Source organism: Kribbella sp. NBC_00889 (assembly GCF_045207705.1).
In the GTDB taxonomy this organism is placed as follows: Bacteria; Actinomycetota; Actinomycetes; order Propionibacteriales; family Kribbellaceae; genus Kribbella.
In genome coordinates this window covers 4,298,974-4,312,027 of record NZ_CP108783.1, presented here as the reverse complement: position 1 = coordinate 4,312,027, position 13,054 = coordinate 4,298,974, and the positions used below count along the sequence as shown (strand labels likewise).

Annotated in this window: 10 protein-coding genes; 6 read left to right on the top strand and 4 right to left on the bottom strand. The window is 68.4% G+C overall.

The features are described 5' to 3' along the window. Positions 1-4 precede the first annotated feature (4 nt). Positions 5-898, top strand: coding sequence for a phytanoyl-CoA dioxygenase family protein (locus OG817_RS20855; protein WP_406057004.1), 894 nt, complete (start codon positions 5-7; stop codon positions 896-898). A gap of 15 nt (positions 899-913) precedes the next feature. Here the strand turns inward: OG817_RS20855 and OG817_RS20850 are convergent, their stop codons facing one another. Beyond that, complete coding sequence (locus OG817_RS20850; RefSeq protein ID WP_406057002.1) at positions 914-1,597, bottom strand: phosphatase PAP2 family protein; 684 nt, start codon at positions 1,595-1,597, stop codon at positions 914-916. Between the two features lie 264 nt (positions 1,598-1,861). Between OG817_RS20850 and OG817_RS20845 the strand changes: the two genes are divergently transcribed. From OG817_RS20845 to OG817_RS20825, 5 genes are all read left to right on the top strand, one after another. After that, the gene (locus OG817_RS20845) at positions 1,862-3,352 is read left to right on the top strand and encodes a sugar transferase (protein ID WP_396389335.1); all 1,491 of its coding nucleotides are present in this window, start codon (positions 1,862-1,864) and stop codon (positions 3,350-3,352) included. Next, complete coding sequence (locus tag OG817_RS20840; protein ID WP_406056999.1) at positions 3,352-4,281, top strand: GDP-L-fucose synthase family protein; 930 nt, start codon at positions 3,352-3,354, stop codon at positions 4,279-4,281. Before OG817_RS20845 ends, OG817_RS20840 begins: the two co-directional genes overlap by 1 nt. Continuing rightward, positions 4,278-5,261, top strand: coding sequence for a GDP-mannose 4,6-dehydratase (gmd, locus tag OG817_RS20835; RefSeq protein WP_396389336.1), 984 nt, complete (start codon positions 4,278-4,280; stop codon positions 5,259-5,261). Before OG817_RS20840 ends, gmd begins: the two co-directional genes overlap by 4 nt. Before the next feature lie 3 nt (positions 5,262-5,264). Next, on the top strand, positions 5,265-6,053 hold the full coding sequence (locus OG817_RS20830) for a WecB/TagA/CpsF family glycosyltransferase (RefSeq protein ID WP_406056997.1): 789 nt from the start codon (positions 5,265-5,267) through the stop codon (positions 6,051-6,053). Between the two features lie 174 nt (positions 6,054-6,227). Next, positions 6,228-7,499: a hypothetical protein gene (locus OG817_RS20825; RefSeq protein WP_396389338.1), complete on the top strand. Its 1,272-nt coding sequence runs from the start codon at positions 6,228-6,230 to the stop codon at positions 7,497-7,499. Here OG817_RS20825 and OG817_RS20820 read toward each other — a convergent pair. The 3 genes from OG817_RS20820 to OG817_RS20810 all read right to left on the bottom strand — a co-directional run bounded on the left by OG817_RS20820 (position 7,486) and on the right by OG817_RS20810 (position 13,036). Further along, positions 7,486-8,985, bottom strand: coding sequence for a fibronectin type III domain-containing protein (locus OG817_RS20820; protein ID WP_406056995.1), 1,500 nt, complete (start codon positions 8,983-8,985; stop codon positions 7,486-7,488). The genes OG817_RS20825 and OG817_RS20820 overlap by 14 nt on opposite strands. A 141-nt stretch (positions 8,986-9,126) precedes the next feature. Then, positions 9,127-10,650, bottom strand: a complete 1,524-nt coding sequence (locus tag OG817_RS20815) for a fibronectin type III domain-containing protein (protein ID WP_406056993.1) — start codon at positions 10,648-10,650, stop codon at positions 9,127-9,129. A gap of 172 nt (positions 10,651-10,822) precedes the next feature. After that, positions 10,823-13,036 carry a LamG-like jellyroll fold domain-containing protein gene (locus OG817_RS20810; RefSeq protein ID WP_406056991.1) on the bottom strand — a complete coding sequence of 738 codons (2,214 nt, stop codon included), beginning with the start codon at positions 13,034-13,036 and terminating at the stop codon, positions 10,823-10,825. Positions 13,037-13,054 lie beyond the last annotated feature (18 nt).

Below are 13,054 nucleotides of genomic sequence, written 5' to 3'. Positions count from 1 at the left end.
TCCAATGCATTCCATCTATGTCGACGCCGAGTTCGGCGACGACGAGCGCAGGCAGAAGTTGTACGACGGCGACCTGTTCGTCTACTCACCACGGCCGTCCACTCTGGCCCTCACCGAGTTCGCCGGTGAGATGGCCCGGGCGGCGTTCGCACCGCTGGATCCGGAGACGGCGCAGTTCGACATGGCCGTGGAGGACTACGCGGCGCTGCTGGCCGAACTCAAGCCGCGCTTCATCCATCACCCGGAGTCGAAGCGGCTGATCCAGGCGATGCTGGCCGACTTCGGCTGCGACACCGAGCAGGTCTACTTCGACGTACCGCGGATGCGGAGTTCGACGTCGAACGACTACCTGACCACCGGGATCGCGTTCGCCTTCCACCCGCACCGCGACACCTGGTACTCGGCGCCGCACTTCCAGCTCAACTGGTGGCTGCCGATCTTCCCGATCACCGCGGACAACGGGCTCGCCTTCCATCCGAAGTACTGGCAGACCCCGGTCAAGAACAGCTCCCGGGTCTACAACTACGCGGAGTGGAACGCGACCAGCCGGAAGATCGCCGCGACCCAGATCGGCACCGACACCCGGGTCCAGCCGGTGCCGGAGGAAGAGGTGGAACTGGTGCCGCAGATCCGGCCGATCTGCAAGCCGGGCGGCATCATCTTGTTCTCCGGTGCGCAGTTGCACTCCAGCGTGCCGAACACCTCGGGCCGGACGCGGTTCAGTATCGACCTGCGGACCGTGCACCTGGGCGACGCGATGGACCGCCGGTCGGCGCCGAACATCGACTCGGAGTGCACCGGTACGACGATGGGCGACTACCTTCGGGTCAGCGACCTGGAGCACATCCCGGCCGATGTCGTCAGTGAGTACGACACGCCGAGCCACGCGATCGCGTGACTGCTCCGGCCGGCGTCACTCCGACGCCGGCCGGGCCGCTCGCATCCGGGCGAGCCGGTTCATCACCAGCGCCGTCGGCGGGATCACGAACATCCCGCAGCCGAAGCCGCCGAGCGCGTCGGTGGGGTAGTGGGCGGTCAGGTGGATCTGGGCAAAGGCGCTGAGAACACCGCCGATGACGGTGACGGCGAGCAGGATCGCCGTACCCGCGATCCGGCCCGTGCGCAGCAGGTCGGCCAGGAGCAGGCCGATCACCATCGCCGCCGCTGTGGCCGCGGCGACATGTCCGCTGGGATAGGACAGGAAGTCGTCGTGGATCCGGCGGTTCACCAGCGGTTTGAGCGCCGTCGTGAGCACGCTGGTCGTCACGATGCCGAGGACGGCGGCGATTGCCAGCGCCTGGCGTCCCGCGATCAGGCAGAGCGCGGCGGTGACGAGCACCAGGACGACCCGGCCGGCAGGCTCCCCGAGCCAGTCCATCACGCGGACGAGATTCCACGCCCCGGCGGGCGAGTCGTCGACCAGGTTCTGCACCCGGACATCCAGCCGGCTCGGGCCGGTGTCGCCGGCGTACAGCACGGCCGGGACGATCCACAGCACCGCCCCGATGACCGCCAGTACGACGGCCGGCCCGCGGACCGCCGGCACCAACGCCGGCCGCATGGCCGCACGCGGCCGAGCAGCATCCTGCGACGCCATTTCTTACCCCCACCCCACCAGTCCCGCACCCCGACACAAATTCTATCCAAGGGTTCCTGAGCCGCCGTCGCCGACGGCCCTCGGTCGTAGTACTCTGCGATGTCGCACCGCCGACGGGCGGGTGAACTTCTGGGGATGTGGGGCACGCATGCTTTGTCGTCACCGTGGGTGGCGATCTCCGTTGGACAGTGTTGATGGCAGACTGCACGCTGCGACGGACACGTACCGTGTTCGTCCACTTGCAGCTTGGAGCAAGGGGCCGTTGTGAGCGGAGCTGAGGCGCCGGACGCGGTTGACGGCCGCCGTCCGCTGTGGGTGCTTCCGCACGAGGTGCCGGCGATCGTCCCGCTCCCGTCGCGATCGACCGAGCCGCGCTGGATCGGTGTGTACCGCTGGGCCGCCGTCGGCGGTGACCTGCTCGCGGCCATGCTCGGTGTCTCCATCGCTCTGCTGACCCGATTCGGCTACCACGTCGGCAGCGGTTATCTGATTGTCAGCAGCGTGCTCCCGCTGGCCTGGGTCGGCGCGGTCGCCATGTCCAAGGGGTACGACCCTCGCTACTTCGGTGCCGGACCGGACGAGTTCCGGTCGCTGCTGCGGTCCGGAGTCGGCCTCACCGCAGCCGTCGCGATGGCGGCGTACGTGACCAAGACCGAGATCGCGCGCGGCTTCGTCGTACTCGCGATTCCGGTGATGGTCGGTTCCGCCTTGGTACTGCGGTACGCCCTGCGCAAGGACCTGCACCGGCACCGGGTCAGAGGCCGCTGCATGCATCGGGTTCTCGTGGTCGGGCGAAATGGCCCGGCCGCAACACTTTGTGAGCACTTGGAGAGCCGTCCGACGGACGGCTTCCGCGTCGTGGCCACCTGCCGCCCGCGCGGCGACCAGCACGGGACCGGGCCGATGCCGCCGGAGGAGCTGGACGAGCCGGACATCCTGGCCGCCGCTGACCGGCACGCGGTCGAGGTTGTCGCGATCGCCACCGAGCCCGAGCTCGTCGGGCAGTCGCTGCGCCGGCTCTCCTGGGCCCTGGAGCAGCGCGGCATCGAGCTGATCGTCTCGCCCGGCATCATCGAGGTCGCCGGTCCGCGCATCTCGGTCCGGCCGGTCGCCGGTCTGTCCCTGCTGCACCTGGAGCGGCCGTCGGTCAGCGGCGGACCGCACCTGATGAAGGCGGTCTTCGACCGGATCCTGGCGCTCGGGATGATCGTCCTGCTCGCGCCGGTGCTGATCGGTCTCGCGATCGCCGTCCGGCTGTCCAGCACCGGACCCGTGCTGTTCCGTCAGCAGCGGGTTGGCCGGGGCGGCGCCGAGTTCACCATGCTGAAGTTCCGCAGCATGTACGCCGACGCCGAGCAGCGGCTCGGTGACCTGTTCGCGCTGAGCGACGGCAACGGCGTGATCTTCAAGATGCGCGACGACCCGCGGATGACCCCGTTCGGCCGGTGGATCCGCCGCTTCTCGCTCGACGAACTCCCGCAGCTGTTCAACGTGCTGCGCGGCGACATGTCCCTGGTCGGCCCCCGCCCTCCGCTGTCGGAGGAGGTCGCGCTGTACGCTGCCGACGACTCCCGTCGGATGCTGGTCAAGCCCGGCATCACGGGACTGTGGCAGGTCAGCGGCCGCAGCGACCTGTCCTGGGACGAGTCGGTCCGGCTCGACCTGCGGTACGTCGACAACTGGTCGATGACGCTGGACCTGCTGATTCTCTGGAAGACCGTGCGCGCGGTGATCTACGGCGCAGGAGCGTACTGATGGACCTGAAAGCACCGGTGTACGTCGCGGGCCACCGCGGCCTGGTCGGATCCGCGATCTGGCGGCGGTTGGAAGCGGCCGGCTTCACCCAACTGATCGGTGCGTCGTCGGCGGACCTGGACCTGCGGGACCGGGCCGCGACGTTCGCGTTCCTGGCCCACCACCGGCCGGCCGTGGTGATCGACGCGGCGGCCCGCGTCGGCGGCATCCTCGCGAACCGCGACCACCCGACCGAGTTCCTCAGCGACAATCTGCGCATCCAGGTGAACCTGATGGACGCGGCCCTCGAGGTCCGCACGCCCCGGCTGCTGTTCCTCGGCTCGTCCTGCATCTACCCGAAGTACGCCGACCAGCCGATCCGCGAGTCGAGCCTGCTGACCGGTGAACTGGAGCCGACCAACGACGCGTACGCGATCGCCAAGATCGCCGGCATCATGCAGGTCCAGGCGGTCCGCCGCCAGTACGGGCTGCGCTGGATCTCGGCCATGCCGACCAACCTCTACGGGCCGAACGACAACTTCGACCTGACCAGCTCGCATGTGCTGCCCGCGTTGATCCGGCGGTTCGACGACGCCCGTCGTACCGATGCCGCTGAGGTCGTGCTGTGGGGGAGCGGGACGCCGCGGCGGGAGTTCCTGCACGTCGACGACCTGGCCGACGCGTGCCTGCACCTGCTGGAGCACTACGACGAGCCGGAGCCGATCAACGTCGGCGTCGGCGAGGACGTGACGATCCGCGAGCTGGCCGAACTGGTGGCCCGGGTGATCGGCTACACCGGTGCCATCAGCAACGATCTGTCCAAGCCGGACGGTACGCCGCGCAAGCTGCTCGACGTGAGCCGGTTGCGGGCACTCGGCTGGAAGCCGTCGATCGGGCTCGAGGAAGGCGTCGCGGCCACCTACGCCTGGTATCAGGGGCAGACCTCATGAAGAAGGCGTTCGTCACCGGGATCACCGGGCAGGACGGGTCGTACCTGGCGGAGCTGCTGCTGGCCAAGGGGTACGAGGTCCACGGCCTGATCAGGCGGGCTTCGACGTTCAACACGCGCCGGATCGACCACCTGTACGAGGATCCGCACGCGAAGGACAAGCGGCTGTTCCTGCACTACGGCGATCTGACCGACGGGTCGCGGCTCGTCACTTTGCTGGCGTCGATCCAGCCGGCCGAGGTCTACCACCTGGCCGCGCAGAGCCATGTCCGGGTCAGCTTCGACGAGCCGGAGTACACCGGTGACACCACCGGGATGGGGACGACGCGGCTGCTCGAGGCGATCCGGATGATCGGGCTGGACTGCCGGTTCTACCAGGCGTCGTCGTCGGAGATGTTCGGTGCGACGCCGCCGCCGCAGAACGAGGAGACCCCGTTCTACCCGCGGTCGCCGTACGGCGCGGCCAAGCTCTACAGCTACTGGATGACCCGGAACTACCGCGAGGCGTACGACATGTTCGCGGTGAACGGGATCCTGTTCAACCACGAGAGCCCGCGGCGTGGCGAGACCTTCGTGACTCGGAAGATCTCCCGCGCGGTGGCCCGGATCAAGCTCGGCCTGGAGCAGCGGGTGTACCTGGGCAACCTGGAGGCCTCCCGCGACTGGGGCTATGCGCCGGAGTACGTCGAGGGCATGTGGCGGATGCTGCAGCACGACACCCCGGCCGACTACGTGATCGCGACCGGGACGTCGTACTCGGTCCGCGACTTCGTCTCGCTGGCGTTCGACCACGTCGGGCTGGACTGGGAGCAGTACGTCGACTACGACGCGCGGTACGAACGCCCGACCGAAGTGGACTCGCTGATCGGGGACGCGTCCAAAGCCACGACCGAGCTCGGGTGGAAAGCCCAGGTGCATGTGCCCGAGCTGGTCCGGATCATGGTCGACGCGGACCTGGCCGCGCTGACCCGCGAGGACTGAGGAATGACTGCGGAGACCACTGACCCCCGGCTCGCCACGTCGGCGCACGACCGCGTCGACGTACTCGGGATCCACGTGAGCGTGACCGATCTGGACGAGACGGTCGAGACGTTCGCGCGCTGGATCGACCACGGTGAGCGGCAACTGGTCTGCGTGTCGGACGTGAACGCGCTGCTGCACGCGCGCGCCGACGAGCGGTTGACCGAGGTCTACAACAACGCCGGGCTGACGGTCGCCGACGGGATGCCGCTGGTGTGGGCGGGCAAGCGAGCCGGTTTCGACCGGATGGCGCGCGTCGCCGGCCCGGACCTGCTCGAGCGCGTGATGGCAGAGGCTGCCGATCGGGGCTGGACACAGTACTTCTACGGCGGCGCCGAGGGCGTGGCCGAGGATCTGCGGGACACGTTCCAGGGGCGCCACCCCGCGTTGAAGGTGGTCGGTACCGACTGCCCGCCGTACCGGCCGCTCACCGAGGCGGAGGACGCCGCCGCCGTCGCGCGGATCAACGCGGCGAAGCCGGACATCGTCTGGGTCGGTCTCGGCGCGCCCAAGCAGGAGCGCTGGATGGCCGAGCACCGGGACCGGCTGAACGCGTCGATCCTCATCGGGGTCGGCGCCGCCTTCGACTTCCACACCGGCCGCCTGGACCGGGCGCCGCTGTGGATGCAGCGGTCCGGGCTGGAGTGGAGCTACCGGCTGTACAAGGAGCCGCGGCGGCTCTGGAAGCGCTATCTGTTGGGCATCCCGCGTTTCGGCGTCGGCGTCCTCCGGCGTCCTCCGCGTCCGGTTTAGGGCGTGTCTGATGGTGCACCGCCTACTGCGCGGCACTCAGCACGGCACCTCGCCGCACGTGAGCAAAGGCCACGATGCTCCGCATCGAGACCTTCGCTCCCGCACGCCGATGCACCGCACCGAGCACCTGCTCGCTACGGCGGTGCACCATCAGACACGCCCTAGGGTGCTTCAGTGAAGTTCCGGCGGCCGAAGCTACGTCGGCTGGCCGGGCCGGCCGGTCGCGCCAGTTGGGGTTTGGCCGACCAGGCGCTGTCGAGTCTGAGCAATCTCGCGGTCGGAGTCGTCGTCGCCCGCTCCAGCACTGTCGCTGACTTCGGTGTCTACGCGCTGGCCTTCGGCGGCTACACGATCGCGTTGAACGTGTCCCGTGCGGTCGCGACCGAGCCGCTGGCAGTCCGGCATTCCGGAGACCGGACTCCTGACTGGGAACGAGCAGTGCGCGCCAGTACGGCGACCGCGTTACTGGCCGGGTTCCTCGGGATGCTCGTGGCGCTGGGGATCGCGGCGTTCCCCGGCGTGCCGTCGAAGGGGGTGCTGATCGCCTTCGCGGTGACGATGCCGGGGTTGCTACTTCAGGACGCGTGGCGATGGGCGTTCTTCGTCGTCGGGGAAGGGCAGAAGGCGCTCGTCAACGACCTGATCTGGTTGCTGGCGATGCTGGTGATCTTCGGCGGGCTGTATCTCACCGACACGGCATCCGCGTCCACCGTGACGTTCGCGTGGGGACTGGGTGCGGTGATCGCGGCTGTCGCCGGGCGGTTCCAGGCCGGATTCTCGCCGCGTCGGCAGTTGATCCGCGAATGGGTACGGCGGAACTGGGACCTCACTCCGAAGTACATGGGGGAGATGCTCGCGGTCTCCGGCACGATCCAGGTCTACATGCTCGGCATCACGGCCGCGGCCGGTCTTGCCGCCACGGCCGGCATCCGCGGTGCGCAGGTGCTGCTGGGTCCCGTGAACGTCATCAACCAGGGCATCCGGATGATCTCCGTCCCCGAAGCCGCCAGGGCCCTGCGCCATTCGTACCGCCGGCTGTGGCTGGTCGGTCTCGCGATCTCGCTGGGCGTCGGCGCGGGCGCCCTTGCCTGGGGAGCCGTCTTCCTTCTGCTGCCGGCCGTCGTCGGCCGTGAGCTACTCGGACCCGGAGTCTGGACGCAGGCTCACGCCGTACTGATCCCCGTCATCCTGCTGCAGGCTTTCGGGGCCTCCAATGCCGGTGCCTTCGCCATCCTCCGCGCCCTCGCCGCCGCCACCCGAGGCCTCCGCGTCCGGCTCATCTCCTCCGTCATCCTCATCACCTTCGGCGTCGGCGGTGCCGTCCTGGCCGATGCCAAAGGCGCCGCCTGGGGCCTGGCCACTGCTTCGTTCTGCACCCTTCTCCTGTGGTGGAACGAAGCCCACCGAGCCATCGCCGCCCACCGCCGCGCCGTCAGCGCACCGTGATTGTTGAGTAGCCGCCTCGTACGGCGTTGTGGCCGTCGTAGGCCTCGATGCGGTACATCTGCGTCGTACCGGAGGGGGCATTCGGATCGGTCAGGGTGATGGTCGGCCGGCTCCAGAAGGTGGAGTTGGCCGTGGTGGTGGCGACGATCGTGTTGGTGGCGCCGCGGAGCAGCCGATAGGTCAGCGTGATGTCGTCGTTGTCCAGCGAGGTCTGGACGGTGGCCTTGACCTGACCGACCGTCGTACTGGAGAGCGTCGGCAGGACCGGGCCTAGGGGAGCGGCGCCGTTGCCGAGGTTCGTGAAGCGGGTGAGACCCTGCTGACCCACGCCGTTGACCTTGGTGAAGTCGCCACCGACCCACAAGTCGCTCCCACCGGTCGCGGACACGAGCGGACCGACCAGCGTCGGCGGACCGGCGTTCGTGTTCGGGAACCATGGTCCGAGCGACCCGTTGGCCGGGTTCTGCAGCAGCAGGAAATGCGTGCCGGTGCCGTCGCTGAAGGCACCCGGGCAACTGTGCGCGTGCGAGCCCTTGAACAGCCATCCGTTCACCATGGTCAGTGCCTCGGTCGCGCCCAGACAGGTGTTCTTCCACACCAAGTTTCCGGTGGCAACATCCGCGGCCCAGGTCCCGTCGAAGCAACCACCGCCGTCGCCGGCGTTGGCGAAGTACACCCGGTTCCCGGACGTCTCGATGTCCTTCACCCGGGACGTGCACCCACTGGTCGGTAGCGGTACGGCGGACGCCGCGGCGAACGGGAGCAGTGCGCCGGTCGAGCTGTTCACACTCGCGACGGCCCAGCGATTCACTCCGCCGACCTTGGCGAACGTGCCGCCCAGATAGACCTTCGAGTTGTCGTCGGCCGCGTCGATCGCGTACACGTCGGCGTCCGCGTTCGGGTTCCACGGCAGCAGGCCGCCGTTGACCGTGCTGATCGCGGCCGCGCGGTTCCTGGCGATGTTGTTGACCAGTCCGAACGATCCCCCGAAGTACAGGCTGGTCCCGCCGATCGCGAGTGCCTTGACCCGGTACGAGACGCTCGGCTTGATGGTCGGCACCAGCGCGCCGGTTGCCGTGTCGAACGCCGCGATCCGGTTTCGCACCTGGCCGTCGACGCGGGTGAAGTCACCGCCGACGTACACCCGGGATCCGTCGGCCGACGCGACGATCGCCCAGACGAAACCGTTCAGGGTGTGGTTGAAGCTCGTGTCGAGCGCACCGGTCGTCTGATCGAAGGCGGCCAGATAGGTCCGCGTCGTCTGGTTCGTCCCGGCCGCCGCACCCGGCGGACGGACCTTCGTGAACCGGCCGCCGACGTACGCCTTGCCCTTGGCAACAGCCAGGCCGAGCACACTCGCATCGGTCTGCCAGGACGATCCCGCGACGGCGGTCAGCGACGCACCGGTGCTGACAGCTGGTGGAGCCGGGATCAGGCCGAACGCCAGACCCGCCGCCCCGAGCACAGCAAGCAGTCTTCTCCCCATGATTCCCCCCAGTTCACCAGTTCCCGAGTACCCCAGATTTCCCCGTACCGCAGTTCCCCGGACTCTCAGGCTACGACCGGCAGGCCCGCGCCGATCCACAGCCGAAGGGGGTCTGCCCTTTCGAGCAGACCCCCTGACGACCTACTTCACCTTGATCGAGACCGACGGGCCCTTCACGATGTTGCGGCCGTCGTGCACCTCGATGTGATAGGTGACCGTCTGGCCGCTCTTCACACCCGTGTCGACCATCGAGTACAGCTTGCGCTTCTCCCAGTAGTAGGAGACGTACTTGTACGAACCGACGTTCGTCGAGCCCCGGAACACGTTGTACGTCAGCGTCAGGTTGTCCATGTCGTAGACGTCGTTGAACGCCACCCGGACCTGGTTGGCCGTCGTACTGGTCAGGGTCGGTGCCTTCGGCTTGGCCGGGTAGGCGCCGCCCGGGGTGTTGGTGAACCGGGCCAGGCCCTGCTGCACCGCGTTGTTCACGTGCAGGAAGTCGCCGCCGACCCACAGGTCGGTGTTGGTGCCGGCCATCGCCAGTGGTCCGACCTTCGTGGTGCTGTTCGGGTTGGCGTCGGTGTTCGGGAACCACGGGCCGAGCTTGCCGTCGATGCCGCTCTCGACCAGCAGGTAGTGCGTACCGGTGCCGTCGCCGAAGGCGCCCGACGAACTGCAGTTGTGCGCGTGCGAGCCCTTGTAGACCCAGTTGCCGATGGCCTTGATCGCCTCGGTCGCGCCCAGGCACTTGTTCTGCCAGAGCAGTTCGCCGCTGGTCGCGTTGGCGGCCAGGACGCCGTCGTAGCAGCCGCTGCCGTCACCGCCGTTGGAGACGAACACCTTGTCGCCCAGGGTGTCGATGTCCTTGACCCTGGTCGTGCAGGTGGCCGTCGGCTTCGGGATCGCCGCCGCGGCCGGCATCGAGTACGCCGCCCCGGTGGTGGTGTTGACCATCGCCAGCGAGTAGTGGTCCTTGCCGTTGATGGTGCTGAACGGTCCACCGACGAAGACCCGGGTGCCGTTGTCGGACACGTCGATCGCGTACACGTCCTTGTTCGCGTTCGGGTTCCACGCTGTCAGGTCGCCGTAGAGCAGCCGGACCGCGGCGAGCCGGTTGCGGGTCTGGCCGTCGACGCGGCCGAAGGCGCCGCCGATGTAGACCGTGCTGCCGGAGATCGCGAGCGCCTTGACGCGCGCCGCGACGACCGGGTTCCAGGCCTGCACGATCCGGCCGGTGACGGTGCTGTACATCGCGATCTTGCTGCGCTTCAGGCCGTTCGCGACAGTGAAGTCACCGCCGATCACCACCCACTTGCCATCCGGGCTGGTGGCGATGCTGTACACCGGGCCGTTGAGGGTCGGCGCGAACGTGGTCGGTGCGCCGGTGGTCCGGTCGAAGGCGGCGACGTAGGTGCGGACTACTTCGCCCTGACCGGCGGCCTTGCCGGGTGGGCGGATCCGGGTGAACAGACCGCCGGCGAAGACGGTGTTCCCTGCTATGGCCAACGCGTTCACGCTGTTGTTGGTCTGCCACGAGGTCTGCTTGATCGCCGAGACGGCGGAACCGAAACCTGGGGCCGCCGCCACCACTGGCGGACCGGACGGAATCAGTGCGGCGGCCACCACCGCCGCGCCGGTGACGATGGCCAGAACTAACTTCTTCATTTATGTCCTTCGGACGGGCGGGTGCCTCACAACGGTGCGTGGCCTCAAAACACACACCAGCAGCGGACATTAGCGGGGTGGGAGCTCGACCGGAAGGCAAGCTCCCACCCGCGTTATGACTTTGTGTCGCAAACCCGAAAAACTTGTCCGAAGCCTTACTCAGCGGCCTTACTCAGCGGGCCGCGAAGTGCGACTGCACCTGGACCGGAGTGAGTGCGTACGGGTACACCGCGCCCTCGTCGATGCTCATCCCGACCTGGCTCGCTCCACCGCCCGGCCAGTTGGTGTTGTTGTCGTACCCGAGCCGCCACCAGCCGTAGTACAGCGACGCGGTTCCGACACTCGCGCTTCCTGCGAGTGCACCGTCGACGTACAGCTTCATCGCGCCGTTGTCGAAGGTGCCGACGACGTGGTGCCACTGGCCGTCGTTCTTGCCCGAGGTGCTGGTCAGCGTCTTCTGGGCGCCGTCGTTCACCCCGAACACGATCGAGCCGTTGGTGCGCATGTACAGCTGCCGGTCGCCACCGGTCGCACTGGTGCCGGCCTTGGAGTTGCCGAAGCCGATGATGCGGCCGCCGCGGTTGGTGCCGCTCTGCTTCACCCAGGCCTCGACGGTGAACTGCTGCGGCATGCTGTAGCCCTTTTCGGACGTCATCCGGCCGCTGGTCAGCGTCGCCGTCATCGCGGTGTTCCCCGCGATCGCACCGGGCTGGCCGAGCACCGCGCCACCGAAGGTGCCGTTGTTGCTCTGCCCGGACGAGTCGACGGACGTCGTCGCACCGGCCGCCTCACCCAGCCGCCAGTAGCCCTGCGGACCGTCGGCGTTGATGATCTGGTCGTACGCCGTGGACGGCGTACTGGCGACCGTGACCGGGTCGGAGTAGTTGCCGCGCAACGTCGTACTTCCGTCGGTCACCTCGACCCGGTAGTTCGGCGTCTCGCCCGGCACCACGTTGGTGTCGGTGTAGTGCAGCCACGGCCGGTCCCACGGGGTCGACTTGGCTGTCCAGGTCGCGATCGTGGTGTTGCTGAAGCCCTTCAGCAGCCGGTAGGTCAGCGTGCTGTCGTCGTTGTCGACCACAGTCGGGAAGTGGATCTGCACCACACCCGGCTGGACGCTGTACGGCAGCAGCTTGGCCGGCTTGGCCGGAGCGGCACCCGGCGTCGCGTTGGTGAAGCGGGTCAGGCCCTGCTGGCCGACGCCGTTCGTGCTGAAGAAGTCGCCACCGACCCAGAGGTCGTCGCCACCGGTCGCGAACGCGAGCGGTCCGACCTCGGTGGGCGGTCCGGCATCGGTGTTCGGGTACCACGGGCCGAGCGTGCCGTCGGAGATCTTCTCCACCAGCAGGTACCGGTAGTCGAAGCCCTGCGGGAAGCCGCCGGCGCCCTGGTTGGCGCAGTCGTGCGCGTGCGAACCCTTGTAGAGCCAGCCGTTGACGACCTTGACCGCCTCGGTCGCGCCCAGGCACGAGTTCTTCCACTTCAGCGCGTTGGTCGAGACGTCGACCGCCCAGGTGCCGTCGAAGCAGCCGCCGCCGTCACCGCCGTTGCCGAAGTACACGGTGTCGCCGCTGGCGTCGATCGCCTTGACCCGGGTGGTGCAGGAGCCGTTCGGCGGCGGGACAGCGGACGCACCCGGGAACGGCAGTACGGCGCCGGTCGCCGGGTCGAGGCTGGTCACGGTGTTCTGGTTGGTGCCGTTGACCGCGCTGAACTGGCCACCGGCGTACACCTTGGAGCCGTCGTCCGCGGCATCGACGGCGTACACGTCGCCGTTCACCGATGGGGCGAACGGGAGCAGGGTGCCGGCGTCGGCGCTGACGGCCGCGAGCCGGTTCCGGGTCAGGTTGTTCACCAGGCCGAAGGATCCACCGAAGTAGACGGTGTTGCCGTGCACGGCAATCGCCTTGACCCGGAAGGAGACCGACGGCTTCCAGGTCGTCACCAGCGCACCGGTGGCGGTGTCGAAGGCCGCGATCCGGTTGCGGGTGACGCCGTTGACGGTGGTGAAGTCACCACCGACGAAGATCCGCGATCCGTCGGCGGAGGCCGCGACCGCGTAGACCTGGCCGTTGAGGACCGGGTTGAATGCGGTGACCAGAGCACCGGTGTTCTCGTCGAAAGCGGCGAGGTACGCCTGCGCGACCTCTCCGGTCCCGGCAGCGGCGCCCGGCGGCCGCACGCTCGTGAATCGGCCGCCGGCGTACGCGTTGCCCGCTGCGACCGTGATGCCCTGCACACTTCCGTTGGTCTGCCAGGTCGGGCTCGCCACTGCTGACAGCGAGGCCTCGATGCTCTGGGCGGGCGGCGCGAAAACGACTACCAGTGCCCCGGCGACGAGAGCGCCCACGAGCCCCAGACGCGTGCGCAACCATCTCTTGTTCATCCTGCGGTGTCCCCCTCG